This is a genomic window from Rhodococcus sp. NPDC019647, from assembly GCF_044389235.1.
Taxonomy (GTDB): Bacteria; Actinomycetota; Actinomycetes; order Mycobacteriales; family Mycobacteriaceae; genus Rhodococcus_F; species Rhodococcus_F oxybenzonivorans.
Map to the genome: position 1 here is coordinate 106,710 of NZ_JBIRXS010000020.1, position 21,189 is coordinate 127,898.

The following is a 21,189-nucleotide window of genomic DNA, read 5'->3' on the forward strand; positions in this document are numbered from 1 at the left end:
CCACGCACACATCAAGGTCCCGGCCGCTGCCGCCCGGAATCGGCCCGACGGTGACGCTCGCACCGGCGGCACCGACCTTCGCGTACTGCCTCTCGACGCGGACGGTGACGGCGTCGACGATGCCCTGCCGTGGGGGGCGCGGCGATACCGTCGAGTTCGGTGAGCCCGGCGGCGATATCCCGCAGCACCACCACATCTGCGGGGTGCCGAGGATCGGTCCGAAAGTAGCGGTCGACGAGATGCATCACGGTCGCCGACACCTCCGCCCAGGTCAATGCGTCGGCGATGCCGCGGAGGTCGCGGCACAGCGATGCGATGAAGCGCCGCAACAGCAGCGCCGTGCCGTAACGGTGATGGCCGGGGTCCACGGTGTCGAGTTTGACCCAGTCGTCTCCGCCGACGATCGGAACATCGCGCCGAGTCAGCAGCTCCGCCTGCCGGCCGGAGAGCGTGGTCCCGTCCTCGTCCTGCCACTGCACGGCGCGTTCGGCGAGCAGCGCGAGCAGCTCCCGGCGCGGCATGAGGTTGGTATCGAGCTGCAGCAGCCGCAGCAGGCTGCGTGCGGGGGCCCGGTCGGCGAAGCCGTGGGATTCGGGACCATGGAATGCGATCGCCGCCTGGGTGAAGTGCTCGTGCAGCAGCGTCAGGTAGGGATCGACGCTGCCGTAGAACACGCCGATGCGGTGACCGGGGGCCCCGGCCGCCAGATGAGTGCGCACTAGGCGGGTGACCGCCCGGACCTCGTCGTCGGCGTCGGACGCGTGGATCACCAGGGTGCCGGTGGCATCAGCGCCGTCGTCGACCGTCGTCCCGGTCCGCTGAAGGTATGCCAGAAATTCAGCACCCGCCGGGTCCGACTCGCACGGCAGGAAGACGATGACCTGCCCGAGCGTGTGCACGCGGGCACCCGCCGCGGCGTACGCCTCATGCGGCAGAAAATAACGATCGGAATGAGCAGTCGTAGCCTGGCGGTGGATCCTGATCACCTCCGCAACGAGTGGTGTCGGATCCGGCGGCTCGATACCCGTGCCCCCACCGAGCTGCTGCGACGCATGCGCAAGGGTCTGCGCAGTGATCGGCTGGTCAGCGACCTCCGAAAACACGCCCGGCGCCTCTGCCAGCACCCTCTGCACCGCACCCTCGAGCAACGGGTACGGCAACGCCACCCGGGGCGCGAGGACCGGCGAGGCAAGTCGGGCCACCACCTGATCGACGGTCAGCACGCTGGTGTTCGCCACACCCGCCGTGCGCGCCAGAGACACGAGCACGTCCCGGGCGACCCCGAAGTTCGGCACCACCACGGTGACGGCCGCCAGCGGCGAACCACACTTGGCCCGATCCACGGCCTCGGCCAACCGGGCGTACGCATCACCCATCATCTCGTCATCATCGCTTATGGGTACGAGGGGGATGTTGAAACGCGCGGCGTCATTACGGTTTCGGTGATCCGCGAAGCGGTTAGCGCGGACAGTGACCTCAGCGGCGCGACCCGCCGAGCCATCTGACACGCCGGGTCGCGAGGCTACCGGACTGTCCGCCCACCAACCCGGGAAGCGGTTGTGCCACCTCTGCACAAATCGGGCGGCTCGACATCTGATGGCACTTGATCGCGGGACGGCGTGCCGTGATCGCCCTATCTGACGAGACGTTCCGGGTGCCGGCACCGGGATCGCAGTGACTATCGAACCCAGAATTCAGTGCCAGCCACGGCGTCGGCCACAGCAGGCCGTTGGCGATCTCCGTTTCGATCTAATGTTGAGCTCGGGATCCTTGATGCTCAAAAACCTGACACGAACGCCAGATAAGATGGATGTCGACGGCGAGGTGGACGTGCTGCACCTTGTCGAGGGCCTTGTGCTCCATCCAGTCCAGAGCGCCGAACACGCCGAGCAGGATCAAGAGTCGGTTGCCGAGCAATAGTGCCGCGATGCCCTTGTAGGCCGGCGCATGCGCGTTCGTAGTGACAGTTCCTTCGCCGCCGTGGCGGCGGGGTTCGTGGCCATCTCGGCCCTGGGGTTCAGCTCGTCCGCCGGAGCGGTCCCGCTCACATGGCTGGTTCCGGAAGGTCGCATCGAGCACGGCGTTTCAGGTTCCGGTGACGTTCCTCTCTGGATGCCGGGTGGGATTTCGGTGCTACGTGCTGACGCTGGCGCTCATCACGCCCTCGGCGACGGCGGCAACGAAATGAGCGTTCGGTGCTTCACCAGATTGCACCGATTCTCAAGGCGCCTACCGAGGCTGATATCGACGACCTGTTGAGTCGATGGATTTCAATTTCACGCCCGATGCTATCCAGGTGTTCCCGGGATGGGTCGCGCTCAGTGCGGAACCGGCGTCATCCATTGCGTTCTCCTTCGATGGGTGCCATCGAAGCGTAGGCAGACAGACACACTGTGGGAGGTCAAGGCCAGTACGGTTTGTAGCGGTGGCCAGCGTCCCACCACGGATCCAGCAAGGACACAAGATTTAGTTGTTTGGCGCGCTCACTCCGCGCAGTGCTGGCAGAAGAGCCTCAAGCTCAGGGGTCCCGTAAGTGAGCAGAATGACGCCCTCGGGGCTATGGTCGCTGATGTCGCGGTTGAAAGTGACGAGGACTTCGCCGTTCGCCTGTGGCACTTGTCGGTAATCTGCCACCGCGGTCGTTCCCGAGTTCATTGAGAACGAGTTCGACGCGACTGGCACCGGCGGCGTGAGTCGATACACCCCAATCATCCCATCGACCGGAGTCAGGTGCGGGCAGGTTAAAGGATTGGTGGTGAGCACCGTCTCCAGATCGGCGATGTCGGTCTCGCCACGCAGCTCGGGCGGTTGTTCGACGTGCCCGATGACTTCTGGTGAGTCACCAAGATCGGTTGCTTTGATGGCGTTGTTGTTGAGGTTCTCGACCTCACCCTTGAGCGCGTCGACCTGTTTCGCGATCGCCTCGTCGCTGGCATCTCCGAGGGCGAGTTGCTCGATCGCCTTCTCAATGTTAGCGAGCACGGGGGCTGCGTCGCCGATGATGTCGGTGAAATCCCCATAGTCCTCGGCGATTCCTTCGTAGACGCGCTGTTCGACGGTGTCTGCGTAGAAGTAGTTCGTGACGGCAATGTCCTTGAAGGACGCGCCGATGCGGTCGACGCGGCCGATGCGTTGCTCGACCCGCATAAGGTTCCAGGGCATGTCGTAGTTGATGAGTCGGCCGGACGTTTGCAGGTTGAGGCCCTCGCTCATCGAGTCCGTGCCGATGAGCACTGTTAACTCGCCGCCACGGAACTGGTCCTTGATCACGGCCTTGCTGACTTCCGACCAGGTCTTGTTTGTGTCGTTGTAGATCTGTCCACCGCGGCCGGAGTAGCAGCCGATCTTGGTGATCCCGGCTGCGATTAGACGCTCGCGCACGTAGTCCATCGTGTCGGTGTACTGGGTAAACACAACTAGGCTGTTATAGGTCAGGAGTGCCTGGTTGACATCGGTGACCAGTCGTGTCGCCTTGGTGTCCTCACCGGTGATCTTATTCAAAGCATTGAGGAACAACCGGAGTTCGTGGATTTCGTCCTGAAGGCGGCTGGCCGACCCTTCGAGGGTTTCGGGTTCGAAGAGGGAGTCCTCGACATCGATGTCGTCGTCTTCCGACAGAAGATCGACCAGACTCTTGCCCTGTTCGAGGACGTCGAGTCGGCGTGTGAGGGACTTCTTGATCGCCTCGAACGACGAGGTAAGGCGACGCCGGTAGATGGTCATGATGAAACCGAGCGCCTGCTTGGACTGGTCCTTCTTGTACGAGTTGTAATGGCGCCGAATGTATTCCTCGATCCGGTCGTACAGCTTCCGTTCGTCGGGTGCGAGCTGAATGAACGCGTCGTTCACATGTCGGTTTGGGATGACGACGTCGTCGGCGATGATTCCCGCTGCCTGGTATTCACGCAGGGTTGTGCGGGTATTTCGGAACACCCGATCCCGCATCGGGTTGTGGCGGCGCAACCATTTGTCCATCCATTCGGAAGTGTCGTTCGGCATCTGCGAACGTGCCTCCGCTGAGGGTGGGTTCACGTGTAGCTCGGCCACCGCCCAAGCGCCGACGAACCCGAGCGCCGCGGTGATCTGATCGTCGAGATGCTGGTCTCGCTCGGCGCTCGGGTCCGCGAAGTAGTCGGCCAGCATCTCGCACTGCAGTTTCCAGCCGCGGGATCGTGGATTATGGCGGAACCGCTCGAAGTACTCCAAGAAGTTGGACGCGGACACCGCCCACCTCCCGGTCAACCCGAGCAGCGAGATGAGATCCCACGCTTCATGCGGATTCATCTGCATCGGAGTGGCGGACGCAAGGTACAGTGCCCCCCACATCTCGTTGTCCCGCATTTCCAGCAACAATCCGAGCAGTGAATTCGGGGTGTCGTTCGGTTTGGATCCCCGCCGGCGTGCATGGTGCGCCTCGTCGACGAGGACCACGTCCCACGGTCCCGCCGCGAGGATGTCCTTCCGGCGGTCTTTGCGGCGTGCAAGGTGGCTCGAGGCGAGCACGATCGGGAACGCCGACCACGGGTTCAGCCCGGCCGGTACAGGAACCGGTTGGTCGTTCCGATCGAGAAACTCGCCCTTCTCAAGCCGAGGCACGTCAAGGTTCATCTTCTCGTGAAGCTCTTCCTGCCACTGCCGCATCACAGACGCTGGTACCAGAAGCAACGCCTTGCGCACCTTGCCAGCCAGGAACAGCTCCCGCAGGACGAGCCCCGCTTCGACGGTCTTGCCCAATCCCACCTCGTCCGCGAACAAGTAACCGCGCGGGTAGGTCGCCACGACCCGGTCGATCAGCCGCGCCTGGTGCGGCAGCGGCTCGACCTGCGCGGTGCCGACGGCGGTGTACGGCGACGCCGTCGGTCGGCCAGCGACGTCGACGAGTTCGGCCCACGCCTCCTTCGTATCCACAGACTCGCCTTCCGGCGCGGCTGGTTCGCCACCATCCTCGGCGTTCGAATCCGGCGTCGTCTTTGGTAGCGGTGGCGCGGCGGGGGCGTGCTCGATGAGGTGCTCACGTACCGCCTGGGGCAGCGGCACAATTGCCCACCCTTCGTCCGGTTGGTCATGCCAGTGACGCTCGAAGTCCCGAACAGCTTCCTGCCCGTTCCACTCCCACACAGCTGGCATCCACGAGGGATACACATCGAAGGTTTCGTGGTTTACGGCCCATGCCCGTACAGAGGCGTTATTCGATCCGTTGAAGGCGACCTTGTTCCCGAGCCGATCCGTGAACACCCCGTACTTGGTGTGAAAGTACCGACCCGACTCCTGATAGGACAGGAGCTTGCCACCGACCCGCGGCACCCCGACCCGAATCTCGAGCCGGTCGTGCGCGACCATCCACGCAAGCACGCTCAGGTGCTCGTTCGCGACGATCTTCGTTCCCTCGAGAGCCGGATCCGCCAACAGTCGCGCCGCCACAACATCGCTCAACGGGCGCCCGGCTAGCACTGCCTGGACGTCAGTTTCGTTCAGCTGCGCACCCACAATGAGTCGCATCCGGCCACCGTTGGCCAGGAACTGTGCCGTCCCCTGGGCAGCGAACTGCAACTCGGCGGCAGACCAGTACCCGACAGCGCGGTCATAGGCGATCGCCCGCGACAGCATTGGGATGTAGAACGAGCTCAGCGGGTGATCGTTTGGGCTGTAGCGGCCCTGCAGCCCAATGCCGACGAACGAGTCGTCCGAACCGGGGTGGTCGATTAACTCCCCCTGGTGGGCCTGTCCGGCGACGGGCAGCCCCAGCAGCAGTGATTCCTGCGGATCTGGCTTCATCGGGTCAGTCGTCCCCGAACAACGATTCCTGCACTGCCGGCGCAGCCAGGTCCTCCGCCTCCGGCAGCGTCACCGTGGGAAAGTACAGCGTGCACAGGGTGTCCAGCAGGCCCGCCTCGGAAATCACCCACACCCCTTTCGCCTTCGTTCGTGGAATCGCGTTGACGAGTCCCTGCACGGTGGAGATGAAGCCGGCGTCGCTGATGAACCCGTGCCGGTCGAGGAACCGCTTAGCCGTTGGCATCCCGTCGACATCGGAGATGTACAGGGCTGTGTCGACGGCGTCAATGGTGAACTCGAAATGCGACGATTCAGGCCGAACCCCCGGCAACTCACTGTCCGCATCACGTCGGAGCCGCTCACTCGGCGCAAGCAAGGTAACACTGCCTTTCTTCTTCTTAATGATCCTGGCGCGCTCAAGATCATCTAGGTCGACACCCCCGACAGCGAGTGCCAGGAGTCGAGCTGTGTCGTACGGAAACTCTCGAGCTCCAAAGATGTCCCAGGCTAGGAGGACGAAGTCAGTCATGTCGTCAACGTGCGCTGCTTTGCCGACCAACCTCGACCGACGAAGTTGAACGACCTCTTCGCGGGCGAGGTCTAGAGCGTCCTCCGGGCGCAGCAGTTGATCCTTACCGTCTGCGTCCGGAATCGACGAGTAGACCGGCCAGTTCCGCGAGATCACCGACAGCGTCGGCCCGTAGGTTGAGAGCAGCAAGTCCACGCCGTCGATACCGTCGTGCTGGAATCGCTGTGCAGCAGACCTTGCAGCACCTCGAATTTCCCCCTCGATGTCTTCGAGGTACACATGTGCGGAACTGGGGGCAGTATCACGCTTCCGGCAGACCAACATTATCGTCGATGCCGCGGAGTTCATGTTTGCCTGATGCATTGAAAATTCAAACTCAGTGTTCACTGGCCACGAAGCTTCGATAATAAGACCCGCCCGCAACAGACCCATACCAAGCGTGTCCCAAGCCTCGGCCCGCTTATGTGTAAACATGACTGACAAGACACCATCGTCGTGGAGCATGCGGTTGCACTCCGCGAATATCGCCGTCATCTTCGCCTCGTAGTCGGCATCTGCTAACTCGGCTTTGCGTCTTCCCATTGCAGCGAAACGTGCATAGTTCGCGATTGCTTCATTATCCACATCTGCTAACTCCTGAGGAAACACCTCAGGAACGATTCGCCCCCAAGTCCTCTTGTGCCAAACATAGAAAAAGTCCGATAATTCTCCATACATCACATTGTCATAATATGGTGGATCAATGCAAATATGCGAGATGGACCCGGTTTCGACGCCAGGGATGTTCGCCGCGTTTCCTTGGAAGAGGATTACCTCGGGGTCGTGTTCTCCTCGCGATTGTTGAAGCAATTCGGACGATATCCTGGAGGCCTTAGTGACCTGGGCAGAAGCCCAGCGAAGTAGGTGGCCCGGAGTCATCTTCTCGGCAAAAGTACTTTTGAATGAGAAATTGTGACTCTCAAAGGTATGCTGCACCGATCTCTGGCTAATGTTCCATGCCGACATACGGCTGTTGTAATCAAGCATCTTTCCGTGCATTAGGGTAAGTAAATTTAAGACCGCTTCAGCATGTTCGCCACACTCGGCACGAACCTCGCCAACTATATCCTGATATAGTTGGACGAAAGTTACGTGTGTGAGTAACTGGCGATCGGTGAACATGGAGCGCCAGTTATTGATTCCATACAGGCGGTGCCCTCGATTATAGTTCGACACATCAGGTATATCCTCGCTTGGTACGAGGTCTAGGCGGGCCCACTCGTCCATGCTTACCGCAACTGCCTCGCTCGCGCGTTCTAATGCGCGCTGCTCGACATCCGTCGGAGTCCGAAACGTCAAAGCTCCTGGCCGCTTCCCAGGACGACCTGTAGCACGCCAGCCGACCGCATACATGATGGGCCGCATTCGTCCGGCTTGTGCCTCTGACTTAATGTAATCGCCATCAATAGTAAGGTCGTCATATGGCGAAATAGCAGTTCCACCCTTCATGGTTCCCTTAGAAGGATCGAAGCTGAACGTTGGACCTTCGACGACTCGTAGTTCGTACGATTCGTCGCTGATCTCAAGGGAGACGGCTGCCTTAGGGTGAGCCTTGTCAAGCCAGAAATTCGGCAAAAGTGGAATCTTCCGCCCCGTGCGCGGGCAGGCTATTTCATAGGCATATAAGTATTCAGCGACTTCGGAGCCTTGATCAACCGGAAAGAACGGGCGAAGGCGATCTTCGAGTCGCTTCGCCAAGCGGTTGGCAAATAAGGCTGCCAACTCGGAGATGACATCCCCGTAGTCACTGGGGTACTTGACTCCACCGTTTATCACGGAGACCGCAATGCTGTTGAGGTCATTCGCAAATACAGGGAGTCCGAACCGTGCTGCCGCGAAAGGGATACTCCCACCGCCGGCAGTAGGGTCTGCCACGGCGGGAACTCTGCCCCAAGTGTGAATCAGCAACCGATGTAGCAGATCGAGGTGGAGTGCGCTCGGACTGTTTTTCCACGCTTGGCGGTAACCGAATGCTTCGATACCTTTGGCAATTCCAGTTCCTTCGCGCCGGGCAGCCTCCACAGGGTCCCCAAGAATACCGACGGTCGTTAAGAACCACTTCCTGTAGGAATCCACTGTTGACAGAGGCTCGTCGTCAGGGAACTGGTCGGCTAGCTCCTTCGTCCAAGTAGGAAGTAGGCCCCCGAGCACCACAGCTTGCGAAGCTACGATGGGTCGTCGTGCCCACCAGACATGCAAATAATTAAGCGGCGGCAGATCGGTGAATACCTTACGTTCCCTTTTCGACTCAATCCCAAGTTCAGCGACGGGAAGCCAGTCTTCGATGAGTACACGAGGGCGGATGTTGGTCATGTCGTCTTTCGTCAGTCGTCGGCAAGGAGTGTACGGAGCGCTTTGCGTGCGCGGGAAGCTTCGATGCCAACGCACTTCGAGTACCAGTAATAGGTTTCCTCGACGCTCATAGCGTTGATGCCTGCAACGATCGCTCGCACTCTGGCGTGCTTTGCGATGGGCTGGGTGGCGAGGAGGATCAGTGCGAGTCTGACGCCGTCGACTTCGTCGATCTGGATCGGGGCCTTGCGGTTGAACGCGAGGACGCTGGGCGAGTGGCCGGAGCCGCGGACTGCCGCGAAAAGGGCGTCGGTGATCCGGCCAGTCTGCGCGGGTGCGGTCGCAACGACGGGCGCGACAAGTGCGTTTCCGGTCTCGCCATAGGTTTCCTCAAGGACAAGTCCGTAGGAGTCATTCTTCCCGGGTACGACCGTGATCCGGAACGCGCGCGTCACGCCGACTGCGGTGAGGGGCCGGATTCGGGTTGTGGTGTTGCGACGGACGCTCATCGGGTCACCTCGGCAGACATGGTGGTCTGCTGGATCTGAAGGTTCTTGACCACGGTGTGAATCTGGCTGACGTCCGCGCTGTCGATGTCGACGGGCGGGTCGAAGACAACGTCGAGAGTCATATCGCCCGCAATCTTGGTGGCGCCGGAAAGTGCCTTCTTGACGTTGCCGTAGGCATTCTGGAAGTCGGCCCGCTGCGCGGTTCCGGTGAACTGAAGCCCTCCCGTGAGGTTCTTGTACTCGGCGAGGATACGGCTTTTGACGATGATGGCATGTTTTGGCAACATGCCGAGCGCGATGACGGCGAGGTCGATGTCACCGGTGCCCTTCGCTTCGTCCGCCGTGACCTTGATGGTCAGCCGGGAGACCGTGCGGATGGTGAAGTCCTCAATCTGGTCGACCAGTTTCTGAAAGGCGGCGCCGCCGGGGCCTGATGCGTTGAACGTCTTGCTGTTGACGGTCCTGGTCGGTACGTCGACGCCGGCGGCGTCGGCGTCGGCCCGGGTGATAATGCGCAGGGTGTCGAGCCCCTTCTCCTTCAGTGAGCTCGGAGACAGCGCTCGCACACCCGGCGCAGGGTCGGTGTCGAGAGCGACGAACCACTTGTAGTCGCTGGCCTGCACCGCGGCTGAGAGGAGCTCAAGGACGTCAGCTTTGGACGGTTCGCCCCCACACTCGGCGTCAAGCAGGGCCCGAACTTCGGCGCCAGTGGTGGCGGCGCCGGTGAGGACCGCGCGCAGGTCGGCCTGGGTCGGCTTGCGGACGAGCAGTCCACGGTTCTGAGCCTCGGCGGCGGTCATGATCTCGGCGTCGCTGCTGAACCCGACGTTCATCCCGGCCATCGCATGCGCGGTATAAGCCTTGCCAGTGGCGCCATCGTAGTAGACCCAGCTTTCGTTCTTGATGCCGTTGGCAATGGCCTCACGCAGGAGTGCAACGTTACGGACGATCGGGGATGCGTGGTCCATCCAGAAGTAGTCAACGATCGCAGCGGTGGTGACGGAGTCGACCTTCGGCCAAGTCTTCGAGCGCAGGAACGACGCGGTGAACGAGTCACGCCGGATCTTGCCCTCGTCCTCGAGAAGCGCGATCACCGCGGACGTCGCGTTCTTCGGATCGCCTTGGACCTGCGGGGGCAGCTCCTTGTGCCGCAGGTGCCCATTCGACTTGTCGTTGGTGGGGAAATAAATGTGCTTGTAGCAGCGGTTCACCGCGATCCGCGCTTCGAGCGACGCCTGCTTCTGGTAGGTCTCGATCTTCTTCCTTACCTCGGCGCTGAACTGGCTCAGACGGGTGGTGTCAGCGGCGAGGATGTCCGCGGCGATCAGCGCACGGGCCCGGTCCTTGAGGACGTCGATCTGGTCGTCAGCAGGAACCGCGAACAAAACACCGTTGCGGTACTTGCGGGGCGAGCCGACGGCGCCGGCCTTGTCGAGCATCTCGACGAGCAGGCTGGGGGCGGCGTCGGCGTCCTTCGCGTTCACCGACAGGACGCGGTAGTCAAGCACCGCGACGCGCAGGCTGGCCTGATCCGGGACGTCGACAGCGGCGGCCGGAAAGTGGACCGCTGTAACCCCACCGTCGTTGGAAAATGCACGACGAATGAGGTCGTCGACGATGGATGCGACACGAGTGTTCGCGACGTTGCGCTTCTCGGCCTCAATGATGGCATTGACATTCGGTTCGACGTTGAACCGCCACCGCGCCCCGTCGAAGGACAGATGCCAGAAGACCTTCTCCGACTCGGTCAGTGCCTTCTCGAAGATCGTGGCGTCCTCGCCGGGCCGCAGCGTGCCGAGCAGCCAGTCGTTGCGGCCGGCGCCGGCGTTGGACTTCATCTCCAGCGAATGTGTGAATACGGTTCGGGCGACCCGGGTCGCGTAGTGCGGTTTGCCAGGAAAGACATCAGCATCCACCGACACCGCGTGAGAGGTGGAGCCAGCGAAGTCGCCGATTGCGACGGAGGAGAACTCCCCGCGACCGAGTCCGTCGGTGAGGTGGTTGAGGACGGGTGCGTCGGCGTAGTCGATGTCGCCGACGTTGATAATCGCAGTGTCGTCGCCGTCACGGTAAATGCCAGCGACCACCTCAGCGAGGAGCTTCAGGGCGCCGCGGGCCCGCTGGAACTGGGGGATGTCCCCGAGCCGCTTGTCGAGAACGCGCACCAGCTCGGGATGGAACGGGTACGACTTGGCGACCTGGTCGCCGTAGGTAACGGGCTGTTCCGGTCCGCCAGCGAGTGTTTCGGTCTTCCCTAGCACTTCGTAGAAATCCCGGTAAGCATCGCCGGCGGCCCGGGCGGCCGTCTGATCGACGGTCTTGAACAGGCGGGTCTTGAGGATCTCGCCGATCTCAGTGTCATCGGCCGGCTTAATGACGGCCGAGGGCTGGACCGCGCGGGTGAGCACATCGGAGGTCTCGGCCACAGCGTCGCTCGCGGCGGAGGCGGCATCATCGAGGAGGTCGGTCATCTCGGTGGTCTCTTCACCGAACGCGTTAGTCGCGGCGGCCAGAGTGATGATGACGGAGACGTTGTTCGTTGGGTCGGATGCGACCTCGAAGAGGTTGCCGAGGAACACGGGGATGGCCTTAGCCATGCGGCGGACGTCTTCGCTGCCGGAGGAGGTGACCTGTCGGATGTACTTGGCGATCTCGTCAATAATGACAATGGTCGGCTGCCCAGCGAACGCTTCTTTGAGCGTCGCGGTGCCGGGCGCGGTACGTTCCTGATCGCTGGCGGCCAGTGCGTCGAAGGCGGCGTCACCGATCTGAGCTGCCATCTCACCCCAGAGGGTGTAGGTACGGCGACCGTTAGTCTCGACGCCGGCGACCGGGTCGAGTGCGTCACCGACGAGGGCTGCGATCGGGACCGGCCCGTCGGGCATCAGTGCCAGATCAACGAAGTCGGCGAGGTTGGCCGGCCGGGCGCCCTTGGCGAGGTGATAGACGGCAGTGAGGCCGTGGGTCTTTCCGCCGCCGAACGAGGTGGTGGGGCGCAGGACGCCATTCTCGGCTGCCACACCCTTCGCTCCGGTTACGCGACCGAAGGTCTTCGTCAGGAGGGTGCGCAGACCGCTGGTGGCGTAGGTCTGCGCGAAGAACGCATCAGGGTCGCCGTAGACCGGGTAGTGGTCGGCGTCGCGGACAACCTTGTCCAGCTGGGCTGCAAAGTGATTGTCGGCGAGGCCGCCGCTGAGGACATCTTCGCGGGGATCGCACGCTGCGCGTAGCGCGACCAGCCCTGCGCTGTCGTTACTGTTTGCCATTTCCTGCTGCTACCTTTTTGTTCAGTGACGCCGTGGGCGTCGAGTTTCGCGGATGCTTGAGTTGCGCGAGCGTCCACGCGCGTTGCGCTAACGGCTGTGGTTGATCGATTGAAAAGCCGATGCTCATCCGCTGCGCCGTGAGACGGGCCGCACCTCGCGTGAGATGCGCCGAATGTGTTCGCGCGTATACCCGGTTTTGCGGACAAGGTCAATCTGCTTTTCTCCGTCGCGTAGTGCATCCCGGATTGCTACGTGCAGTGCCTCTCGCGTGGTCTGTACGAGCTGTTGCGCACGGGTGTGCGCGGCGAGCGCCTCGTCGAGCGGGTCCATGGGAGAAGCCTACCAAGGTTGGCCTCCTCAACTTGGCATATGGCTGGCAACACGCTTTCCCGTATCGGTATGGACGGGACGGAGACAAGGACGGGTGGAGAGCCTTACCGCGCCGTATTCGCGAACCATGCGAAACCAACTTATTACCGGTGAGGTCTCGTATTGCCTGGTCTTGAGTTCTTACCCGTCGTCGCGCAGCGCTGGGTACGACGGACGGGGTGCCGGACCTCACCGGTCACAGGGTTAGCTGCGGTGGGATGAAGGCTTCGGAGGCGTGGCAGAGCGGCCTAATGCGGGCACGTGAAATGTGCCTGGTGCTAATTACACCCGGGGGTTCAAATCCCTCCGCCTAGTCCTTTCATTAGCAAAGCTAATGAAAGCTTGGGATGTCGCCGCGCTTGGCAAAGTGACGTCCTTGTCCACGTCAACCCGCTCGCCGCTGGACCTTGGTGAAGGGGATTCGTCTTGGATCGCCCAGCCGACAAGCCGCGGCGTCAGTGGCGGCTCCTAGACTGCGCAGGTGATACCGACTCCACCGACGGGTTTCGAGCACCTCCACGGCTTCGATTTCAACTATGACTTCTGGTTCGAGTGTGGCTGCGGGCAGCGTATCCAGGTGCTGGCCCCCGCCTACGAACTGCAGTGCGAGGGCTCCGAGCCGTACCCCGTATGCGGCTGCGGCACAGCCATCGATATCAGTGAGGCATCGCCGAGTGTCCGTAACCTGTCCGATGTCGATCACGACGACGGACAGGTGGACCAACACGTCTGGTATCACTCGAGCACCTGCCAGGACTGGCCGTCTTGGGACGCCTACCGCCGCGACATCGCCGCCGGGCTGAAGACATCATTGCTGGAGCCAGAGAAACATGCGGAAGCGATTGACGAAAGGTGCTCGCTGGCATTGCATCTAGGCACCTATGCGGCAGCGGTGGAGAACGTAATGCGCCGAATGGCCGATGAGGACTCCCTCGACCACGAGTATTGGCTCCATCAGGTAGAGATCCGGTTGCGGCCCGAGGAGCTGTTCCCTGGTGTCAACGGCGAATTGAGTGGCATGTTCGGTGCTGTCTCGGCCGCCGAACTCGCTCGTCGCGGCGCCCTCGCGGTCCGATACGTCAACACCCACGAGGCGGCCGGATCCATTTCGCTCGCCATCGATCCGCAGGTGATTACCAGAGTGCGAACGATACAGCTGTCAGCGGCGCCGGCAGCTCCGCTGGCGACTAAGGCCGGCGAGCAGGCCGTCATCCTCGCCACTGAGAAGTTGGCGACCGCCGAACAGCTTCGACCCGATATTACGGGCGTTCCTGAGGATCAGATCTTCGATTCGGAGTCGACCGTCTTCCTGGAGGAGGCGACCGGACGTGCTGTTTCCGACAGTGCCAGGAAATACGCGCAGCAGATGGAGCGGTATCGCGATCGGCGTGCCGAGATTTGGTCATCGCTGGAGGGGGCGCTCGTCGACGCGTACTTGACTGATGTGAATCCGCAGATGCGCAAGCGGCTCACCAGGGTGATTCCGAATAACACCGAGACTGAGAAGTATCACGAGCGGTTCCGGATGATGGCTGGCCTTCTGGTGCAGCCTCGCATAGTGGTCGAGCAATTCGAAACCGCGTTATGGCGAACACCGGAACCACCGACTCAAATCGTGCAGCCATCCGAGTAGTCCCTATGCGATTTCGTATTCAGTTCAGTGACTAGCCGGGTACCAGGCAGCTTGGGCCTCTACGTCGAGGACAACGACTATTGCGTTTAAGCGGCTGGGCTTCATGGATGCTCATGGTCCCCAGTGGGCCCGGATTTCATCGATTCGATCCTCGCCACGCGGTCCATACCTGGTGCGCGTCAGCGGGTACCGGTGAAGTTCCGTGGGCGCCGCCGGGGGTTGTTCGGCGCCACGGCTCGGTGATGCGCGATAGTGGCAGGGTTCGGACTCGGTACGCCCGATGATGGAGGTCTTCTGGTGTCGATGTCGCTGGCCGCGTTGGCGGACCTGGCCGAAGAAGAGGGCCGGGGCACGGTCGAGCTGTTTGCGCCGCGGGTGCGGTTTCGGAGTGTGGGCCACAGCGACCTCGACGCGTGCCTGGACTGGTTCGCCGAACTGGTGATGACGGTGGATATCGACGACGCCGACGACGTGGTCGTCGGTTCACTCGACTTCACGGTGATCCGTCTCGCACCGAGGATCCGATCGCGGTGTGCCTGGACCAGTTCGATGGTGATCGCGAGATGCTGGCCGGGTTGTTCGACGGCAATCAACTCGCCGAGCAGGTCGAGGAACAGTTCGAGACCGTGACTGTCGTCACCGAGGCGGTCCTGATCCCGAATATCGCGTTCGTCACCGAGCCGCTGCGGGGCCACGATCTGGGTCTGTGGCTGGTGGCTGAGACGATTCATCGGATGCTGCCCACCGGGATGGTGCTGATGTGGCCCTACCCGGTGTCCGGCACCGGCCCCGACCCCGACACCGGCGTCGATTCGGATCCCGACGCGGGCTCGGCGCAGATCACCGCGCTCGACAGTGCCATCGGCCGGCTGGCGGACCATTTCGGGCGGTGTGGGCTGACCCCGGTCGAGTCGGCGCCGTGGGCGCTGGGCATGTCGACTGCCTTCGAGGCGCTGACCGTGGCACGGTCCCGACTCGGTGTGGTCCGCCGCACCGTGGTGTCGCTGACGCTCGAGCAGCTCCGGGCCGCGTCTCCGCCGCCAGCATCGGACGAGTAACGGACCGACGCGGCATCGTCCGCCCCGATCCCGAGGAGGACCGATGCGCGCCCTTAGTCCCTCTGGACCGGTTGCGGTGCGCCAGTGCGGTCGCGATCGGCGGCTAGGTGACAACGCCGCCGCGGTCGTCGCTTGACGCGGAAGTGTCCGCGACCCGATACTGGACGTGCCCACGGCATAGCGTTCGTGGGAAGTGGACCCGGGAGCTCTCCGGACGGTGAGTCGCCCGGGTTTTGCGTATCTAGGGCAGGGTATGCACTTCAATGATGTCGGCCACGGCCTTTCGGTGATGTCCACCCTTCCCCCACGCCCAGGCGATTACGTCAGGAACCCAGAGCATCGGCTCGCTCGTCGGTACCGCGTGCCGGAAGGGGAACCCCGGTCCACTCGAGGCCATCAGCGCCGCCCGGATGACGTGCCGGTCCTGTCGATCCTGATCGCAGGATTCGAGCCAGAGCTGACGGACACCCATCGTGTCGAGGTCGGAGACCATCGCAGCAAGGGCCTCGTCGCGGGCACGGCGCTCCGGCCGGCCGTGCAGCCGCGCGACATACAGGTGCGCCTGCACATCGAGCCCAACGACCCCACGGATGATTTCGTGCGCTCTGCGACTGTCGTGTGACATGTGGATCCGTGCAGCCCTCGGGGCACGCAACGCCTTCAGTGCCTTACGGGCCTCGGCCAGATCGGCGGGAGCGATCGTCGCCGCGCAGACAAGGTAGTCACCGCGACGTGACTCGTCCGCGAACGCATGCATCGCTCACCTGCCTCTCGAAGTTCGGTGACGGCAACTGAATCACGCGGGCGTCCAGCGTTCAAACCAGCCTGGTGATGCTCCTGTGGATAAACATCGGCCTCGACTACGGGGTGATCCACAATCCTGAATCGATGGCCGGCGGGGTCGGTGATCGTCGCCGACCAATGATCGTCTCCGGAATGACGTCGTGATGCTCGGGGGCGGCAAGGGCACCGTCCAGGCCCGCCGCAATACGGCGAGGTGTTCCCACCTTCGGATGTGTGCGAGCGTGTCGGACGGTGGCGCATGAGGCCTTGATAGAACAGAGGGTGCTGATACCGATGGTGAGCCTTGAGGGGGGCGTGTGCGTTTCAAAGATGAGCATCCAGAGTTGTTTCGCCAACTACATCCGAACCGCAATGTCGGGGTCGATCTCGATTCGATCCCGAACTCGTCCCAGGAGATGCTGTGGTGGCGATGCCCTGTCGGTCACGAGTGGCGCGATACACCGCTGCAACGGCGATCGCACGCGACGTGGAAGAAGGGGAACCCCAACGCCTGCCTGTACTGCATCGCCCCTGGCTGCATCGTGCACAGTTGCGGTCACCGCAGACTTCTGCCCAGCGAAACCACTTTTCGTGTGCTCGCCCACCCGTGCGACAAGTGCGAGGTCACAGAGCACACCCGCCTGATCCTCGGCGCGCTCGACGATTCGGCTGCGGCCGCGGTCCGCATCCTCGACGGCAGCCCCCTCTACGCCCTGTTCTGCGGCACGGCGGCCGACACCGTCGAATGGTGGGACGAGATCTTCCCCCTGGTGGAGGCATATTTCGTTCGGATGGTCAGCGTGTACGTCGCAATCGCGACCGTTGAGCATCGTCCCACTCTGAGCTGTCCGACATCGACCGTCCTCGGCGCGTGCATGCTGCGCATCCTCGATGCGCTGCCGCAGGACTGTCGGGAGGAGATGCACTCGGCCGTGCCGGACGATGCCGGACAATTTCGTTCTGCACATCTTCCCGGTGATCACAATGTTGGGATCGGATGGGCACTGAAGAAGCTCGGCTTCGACATCCTCGACACAGCCCTACCGGACGATATCGAGCGCCGCGTGCAATTCTGCGAGCGACAACGCTTCTCCGCGACCGGTGAGTTGCCTCCGGTCAACCTCGCAGGCAGGCACTATCCCGCCTTCATCCACCTTCCTCGGGACCGCGAGAAAGGGGCAGAGACCGAACTACGCGGATTCCGCCCGAAGCAGCCCCCACCACGGATAACGGCCCTGCGGGTCACGCTCGACGAATCCTCACCCGCCGAGAGCGACGACCCCCTCGGCCGAACGCACGTCGGTTACGCCCCCGATCTGCCGCCGCAGGAACTGTGGGAGCGGGGACGCGGAGTGTGGAAATTCCGCGCCGATCACGTCGCTGCATCAACGATCGTCCTCCTGGTGCACGACAGGACGGTTGTGCTGGTGGCATCGATCACCGGACTGACCCTGCACCGCGGCGGCCTGGCCATTCTCGGTGAGCCACTTCCCGATCACCCTCTCCTCGGTACGCCTGACCCGCTGCATACACCGAATCCTCTCGCTCACGGCGTCCTCAATCGTTGACCGGGTCCCGTGAGCAGCGGGACCAGTGTGCCGTCGCACGGTCGGTGCTTTCAACGGGCCTGTAGCGCGCCGGAATACCACCCGCTCCGCCGGTGTTGAAGAGGCTGACGGTGGCGCTCATACCCCGGGTACCACACCAGAAGAGTCGCTGCGAGCGACCACTTGCCGAGAGGCGATATGGCGTCACTGTCACCGTCACCCCCGAGCCCGGGTAAGACCTACAGTGCGTAGCGTTCCCCAGGCGTCGGGGATGAGGAGCCGCTGACGCCGGGGAAGGTCGGCGGCTTTCCTCTGGACTACAGGTCCTCCACGCGCACCGATTGAAAATCGACGTCGAAGCGCCGGCCCTTGAGCGAGGGGTGGCGGAGCCCACCGGCCGTGTGCGCCCTGTAGGCGACGTCTACGACCAGCCGAGGAGTCAGCCACTGAACCGCACGGCCTCGGTTCTGGCCTGGGCGACCCGGGTCTCGGCGACCTGGATCTCGGTGTTGGTCAGATCCAGGATGGTGCGCAGCTGCGTCAGCAGTGTGGCGGTGTCGGACGTGCTCATACGTGATTACCCCTTTCGACGCGGATGGATGGCATCGGTTCGGCGCAGGATGCACCGCCCCGTGACTACCCCGACCTACCCTCCGGAAACCCGTCGCGCGTGTCTGATCGTTCGGCGCTCATGTGGGTTCCTGCCTATGCTCGGGGGTCCGCCGAGCGAAAGGGTGCGAGCATGCCCAGGAACACGAGTGCGAAGAAACCGGCGCCTGCGGCGGTAGCGGTGGGTGCGCGGGTGCTGGTTCGCCGACAGTCCGAGGAGGCGCAGACCGGTGAAATCGTTGAGGACTACGCCGCCCTGACCAACTCCCAGCGTGGGCACGAGTGGGCCCCCGCGCATCGATGGGCCATCGCCCTCGACGACGGGCGCCTGGCTTTCGCCGACACCGAGGACCTCACCCTTGATCCCGGCGCACACTGATCCGGTCCGCGCGGCCCGGATGGTCAGCTGACCAGGCTGACCGAGTTATCCCCAGGATGTGTATCACTGGAGTGAAAGCTCGTCTGCGCGATTGTGCAGCTACGGCAATAAATCCCATGTGGCGTCCTCCGGCGCGATATCCGATCGGCGGCCTTTGTACGAGGAATGTCTCAGACCGCCGACCTTGCTGAGCTCGCGGAACTCGACGTCGACGACAACCTGGGGCTCGACCCAGTGCACACCACGAGGGGGGTCAGTACGTGTCGACGAGGTGGGAAGAGGGCTGGTCGGACGCTCGAGTTTCCCCAGTTGGTCGCGCAGTTGCCGGCGCATCGAGGCGGTAAATCCCGTGCCGACCTGACCGATGTACCTCAAGACCCCCTCGGTGTCATAGGCGCCCAGGACGAGGGAGCCGACTACGTTCCACTGCGGCCCACCTCCAGCGATCCAACCGATGACGACGGCCGACATTCTCTGTCTGACGAGTGTCTTCACCCACGACCGAGTCCTCCTGCCCGGCAGATAGATCGATGAAATCTTCTTGAAAACACACCCCTCCATCCCGGTCTCGCGGGCCACACCGAGCATGGTGTCTGCGCTCAGCCCGAGCCAATGCGGCGGTGCCTGCACCGGCAGACCCGCACCGTGGGCGGGGACGAGTTCGGCGAGTTCCGCCCGCCGATCGAGATACGGCGCCGATATCAAATCCTTCCCGTTCAGAACAAGCAGGTCGAACGCGAAAAAGTTGACCGTGACCTGGCGGCGCAGCACCGCAGACGGGCGCACCACATTCATGCGGCGTTGCAAACGGCCGAAGGAAGGCCGCCCATCGGCTCCCAACGCCACAACCTCGCCGTCGAGCACGACCCGGCGGCGGCCGCCGAAAGCGTCGACCAGGGCCTCGACCAGTTCCGGATACGACGACGTCACCACGTTCAGATTCCGGGACCACAGAACCGGATCACCCTGGCCACCGGCAGAGGCCAGCAGTCGGCAGCCGTCGTACTTGATCTCCGCCGCCCACGACCCACTCGATTCACCCTCGGGCGGAGCGCCCAGGGTCGCCAACATCGGAGCAATCAGCCCCCGGTCGGCACCGTTCATCCGCTGATTGTCCGCCCCGACGAGGCATTATCCGTGGTGATTCACTTCCTGCACGACAATGAAGCCGGGAACTTTCCGTCGCCTGGGCAGTAGTGTCTGCCTGGCTGTAACCGGAGCAGAAGGAGTACACACGTGGCGCGGAAAATGGTCGTGGAGCTGGTCGACGACCTCGACGGCAGTGTCATCGAGGCAGGCGAGGGCGAGCACATCACGTTTTCGGTGAACGGTGTCGACTACGAGATCGACCTCAAGACGAAGAACGCCCGCGAATTCCTCAAGACGATGGACTTCTACATCGAACATGCCACCAAGGTGGGGAGCCAGAAGCGCCGCCCGACCGCCAAGACCGGCTCGGCACGGTCCCGGTCGCGGGCCCGGGAGGTGCGGGAGTGGGCGGCCGCGAACGGCTACGAAGTGTCCGCACGCGGCCGGATCCCCGCCGACGTCCAGGAAGCGTTCGACGCAGCACCCTGACCCCATCTCGACACCAAGCCGCAGGCTCCGGCTATGGCGCAGGTACGAGGTACTTCACCCGGATGCTGAACGGATATTTTCCTGGCGCCTCGCTCGTGGACTCGATCAGCGCGCGGTCATCCTCGAGACTGAGGATGGTGAACACCGACTTCCCCTCAGGGTGGACCAGCACCCGGTCCCCTACCTTCACGAACCCTGTCCTCCGTGCCCGCACCGCCGAAGGCCCAGGTCAACAGCGGTAAAGTTTTGCGCCCCGGCAAGGCTTCCCTCCGAGACGGGGCACCCCCAGACTAGCTCAATTCGAATATATGTGCGAATAGACTGAGTGGGTGAAGTACGAGGAAGCGCCCGATCGGTGTCCGAACAATCACCTGCTGATTAGTGGGCGGTGCCTCGTCGGCTGGGAGGTCTGCGGGTGCCCGGCCGCGGTGGCCAAGAACTCGGGGCATCGCACGTTCTTCTGTCGCGTGTGCGGGGAGACGGTGCGGATCCCGCCCTGCTCCGGTGCGCAACCACAGGCTGACCGGTGGTTCACACTCCCCAAGTCCGACTGACTCGAGGAAATCGCGGCCGTGCGGCCGCCTGTCGGTGGCGATCCGTAGACTCGGATTCGTTCTGGTGTGCATACCCCCCATTCATGTTCCCGGAACCCCCGTGCCCCGGCGCCATCCCCCCCGACGTCGGGGCACAACCATGCGCACCGGCGGACGAGAAGAGCGGGGATGACGGAGTCGAGGCCAGGGCGGATCCCGGTGGGTGATCCCATCGCGCTGCGCTTCGACCCGGAGACCAAACACCGACTCGACGAGATGGCCGAGGGCAT

General features: G+C 62.9%; 18 protein-coding genes and 1 pseudogene. 6 read left to right on the forward strand and 13 right to left on the reverse strand.

Annotation, left to right across the window (positions count from 1 at the left end; translation table 11 throughout):
* Positions 1-11 precede the first annotated feature (11 nt).
* The 7 genes from ACH49N_RS27390 to ACH49N_RS27420 all read right to left on the reverse strand — a co-directional run bounded on the left by ACH49N_RS27390 (position 12) and on the right by ACH49N_RS27420 (position 12,740).
* The gene (locus ACH49N_RS27390; RefSeq protein WP_358275694.1) at positions 12-1,379 is read right to left on the reverse strand and encodes a hypothetical protein; all 1,368 of its coding nucleotides are present in this window, start codon (positions 1,377-1,379) and stop codon (positions 12-14) included.
* Positions 1,380-1,749: 370 nt separating this feature from the next.
* On the reverse strand, positions 1,750-2,079 hold the full coding sequence (locus tag ACH49N_RS27395; RefSeq protein WP_358275696.1) for a hypothetical protein: 330 nt from the start codon (positions 2,077-2,079) through the stop codon (positions 1,750-1,752).
* Between the two features lie 387 nt (positions 2,080-2,466).
* The gene (locus tag ACH49N_RS27400; protein ID WP_358275698.1) at positions 2,467-5,775 is read right to left on the reverse strand and encodes an SNF2-related protein; all 3,309 of its coding nucleotides are present in this window, start codon (positions 5,773-5,775) and stop codon (positions 2,467-2,469) included.
* A gap of 4 nt (positions 5,776-5,779) precedes the next feature.
* Positions 5,780-8,656 carry a DUF1156 domain-containing protein gene (locus tag ACH49N_RS27405; RefSeq protein WP_358275700.1) on the reverse strand — a complete coding sequence of 959 codons (2,877 nt, stop codon included), beginning with the start codon at positions 8,654-8,656 and terminating at the stop codon, positions 5,780-5,782.
* Positions 8,657-8,667: 11 nt separating this feature from the next.
* Positions 8,668-9,144, reverse strand: coding sequence for a hypothetical protein (locus ACH49N_RS27410; protein ID WP_358275702.1), 477 nt, complete (start codon positions 9,142-9,144; stop codon positions 8,668-8,670).
* Positions 9,141-12,410, reverse strand: coding sequence for a DUF499 domain-containing protein (locus tag ACH49N_RS27415; RefSeq protein ID WP_358275704.1), 3,270 nt, complete (start codon positions 12,408-12,410; stop codon positions 9,141-9,143). Before ACH49N_RS27415 ends, ACH49N_RS27410 begins: the two co-directional genes overlap by 4 nt.
* Positions 12,411-12,533: 123 nt before the next feature.
* A complete protein-coding gene (locus tag ACH49N_RS27420) occupies positions 12,534-12,740 on the reverse strand; it encodes a hypothetical protein (protein WP_358275706.1) in 207 nt (68 codons plus the stop codon).
* 520 nt (positions 12,741-13,260) lie between these two features.
* Here ACH49N_RS27420 and ACH49N_RS27425 point away from each other — a divergent pair.
* From ACH49N_RS27425 to ACH49N_RS27435, 3 genes are all read left to right on the forward strand, one after another.
* The gene (locus ACH49N_RS27425) at positions 13,261-14,412 is read left to right on the forward strand and encodes a hypothetical protein (protein ID WP_358275708.1); all 1,152 of its coding nucleotides are present in this window, start codon (positions 13,261-13,263) and stop codon (positions 14,410-14,412) included.
* Between the two features lie 297 nt (positions 14,413-14,709).
* Positions 14,710-15,042, forward strand: a complete 333-nt coding sequence (locus tag ACH49N_RS27430) for a hypothetical protein (RefSeq protein ID WP_358275710.1) — start codon at positions 14,710-14,712, stop codon at positions 15,040-15,042.
* The gene (locus ACH49N_RS27435; RefSeq protein ID WP_358275712.1) at positions 14,976-15,470 is read left to right on the forward strand and encodes a hypothetical protein; all 495 of its coding nucleotides are present in this window, start codon (positions 14,976-14,978) and stop codon (positions 15,468-15,470) included. Before ACH49N_RS27430 ends, ACH49N_RS27435 begins: the two co-directional genes overlap by 67 nt.
* A 241-nt stretch (positions 15,471-15,711) precedes the next feature.
* Here the strand turns inward: ACH49N_RS27435 and ACH49N_RS27440 are convergent, their stop codons facing one another.
* Together ACH49N_RS27440 and ACH49N_RS27445 are read right to left on the reverse strand one after the other, a co-directional pair.
* The gene (locus ACH49N_RS27440; protein WP_358275714.1) at positions 15,712-16,227 is read right to left on the reverse strand and encodes a hypothetical protein; all 516 of its coding nucleotides are present in this window, start codon (positions 16,225-16,227) and stop codon (positions 15,712-15,714) included.
* Between the two features lie 103 nt (positions 16,228-16,330).
* A complete protein-coding gene (locus tag ACH49N_RS27445) occupies positions 16,331-16,477 on the reverse strand; it encodes a hypothetical protein (RefSeq protein ID WP_358275716.1) in 147 nt (48 codons plus the stop codon).
* Between the two features lie 93 nt (positions 16,478-16,570).
* On the opposite strand from ACH49N_RS27445, the gene ACH49N_RS27450 reads away from it, so the two are divergent.
* Positions 16,571-17,821: a zinc-ribbon domain-containing protein gene (locus tag ACH49N_RS27450; protein WP_358275718.1), complete on the forward strand. Its 1,251-nt coding sequence runs from the start codon at positions 16,571-16,573 to the stop codon at positions 17,819-17,821.
* A 296-nt stretch (positions 17,822-18,117) separates the two neighbouring features.
* On the opposite strand, the gene ACH49N_RS27455 is transcribed toward ACH49N_RS27450, so the two are convergent.
* Together ACH49N_RS27455 and ACH49N_RS27460 are read right to left on the reverse strand one after the other, a co-directional pair.
* Positions 18,118-18,243 carry a hypothetical protein gene (locus ACH49N_RS27455; RefSeq protein ID WP_358275731.1) on the reverse strand — a complete coding sequence of 42 codons (126 nt, stop codon included), beginning with the start codon at positions 18,241-18,243 and terminating at the stop codon, positions 18,118-18,120.
* 8 nt (positions 18,244-18,251) lie between these two features.
* Positions 18,252-18,371 (reverse strand): annotated as a pseudogene (locus ACH49N_RS27460) (ferritin-like domain-containing protein); the annotation flags it as partial.
* Between the two features lie 171 nt (positions 18,372-18,542).
* Here ACH49N_RS27460 and ACH49N_RS27465 point away from each other — a divergent pair.
* Positions 18,543-18,788 (forward strand): hypothetical protein, encoded by a 246-nt coding sequence (locus ACH49N_RS27465; protein WP_358275720.1) that lies wholly within the window; start codon positions 18,543-18,545, stop codon positions 18,786-18,788.
* A 99-nt stretch (positions 18,789-18,887) separates the two neighbouring features.
* Here the strand turns inward: ACH49N_RS27465 and ligD are convergent, their stop codons facing one another.
* Positions 18,888-19,892, reverse strand: coding sequence for a non-homologous end-joining DNA ligase (ligD, locus tag ACH49N_RS27470; protein ID WP_358275722.1), 1,005 nt, complete (start codon positions 19,890-19,892; stop codon positions 18,888-18,890).
* Between the two features lie 132 nt (positions 19,893-20,024).
* Between ligD and ACH49N_RS27475 the strand changes: the two genes are divergently transcribed.
* Positions 20,025-20,366: an Lsr2 family protein gene (locus tag ACH49N_RS27475; protein WP_358275723.1), complete on the forward strand. Its 342-nt coding sequence runs from the start codon at positions 20,025-20,027 to the stop codon at positions 20,364-20,366.
* Between the two features lie 31 nt (positions 20,367-20,397).
* Here the strand turns inward: ACH49N_RS27475 and ACH49N_RS27480 are convergent, their stop codons facing one another.
* Complete coding sequence (locus ACH49N_RS27480; RefSeq protein WP_358275725.1) at positions 20,398-20,556, reverse strand: hypothetical protein; 159 nt, start codon at positions 20,554-20,556, stop codon at positions 20,398-20,400.
* Positions 20,557-21,189 lie beyond the last annotated feature (633 nt).

Coding starts and splice junctions, on each gene's coding strand:
- ligD (WP_358275722.1), bottom strand. CDS start 19,892: ATGAACGGTGCCGACCGGGGGCTGATTGCTCCGATGTTGGCGACCCTG.
- ACH49N_RS27465 (WP_358275720.1), top strand. CDS start 18,543: ATGCCCAGGAACACGAGTGCGAAGAAACCGGCGCCTGCGGCGGTAGCG.
- ACH49N_RS27435 (WP_358275712.1), top strand. CDS start 14,976: ATGCTGGCCGGGTTGTTCGACGGCAATCAACTCGCCGAGCAGGTCGAG.
- ACH49N_RS27405 (WP_358275700.1), bottom strand. CDS start 8,656: ATGACCAACATCCGCCCTCGTGTACTCATCGAAGACTGGCTTCCCGTC.
- ACH49N_RS27415 (WP_358275704.1), bottom strand. CDS start 12,410: ATGGCAAACAGTAACGACAGCGCAGGGCTGGTCGCGCTACGCGCAGCG.
- ACH49N_RS27410 (WP_358275702.1), bottom strand. CDS start 9,144: ATGAGCGTCCGTCGCAACACCACAACCCGAATCCGGCCCCTCACCGCA.
- ACH49N_RS27420 (WP_358275706.1), bottom strand. CDS start 12,740: ATGGACCCGCTCGACGAGGCGCTCGCCGCGCACACCCGTGCGCAACAG.
- ACH49N_RS27440 (WP_358275714.1), bottom strand. CDS start 16,227: ATGCATGCGTTCGCGGACGAGTCACGTCGCGGTGACTACCTTGTCTGC.
- ACH49N_RS27390 (WP_358275694.1), bottom strand. CDS start 1,379: ATGATGGGTGATGCGTACGCCCGGTTGGCCGAGGCCGTGGATCGGGCC.
- ACH49N_RS27400 (WP_358275698.1), bottom strand. CDS start 5,775: ATGAAGCCAGATCCGCAGGAATCACTGCTGCTGGGGCTGCCCGTCGCC.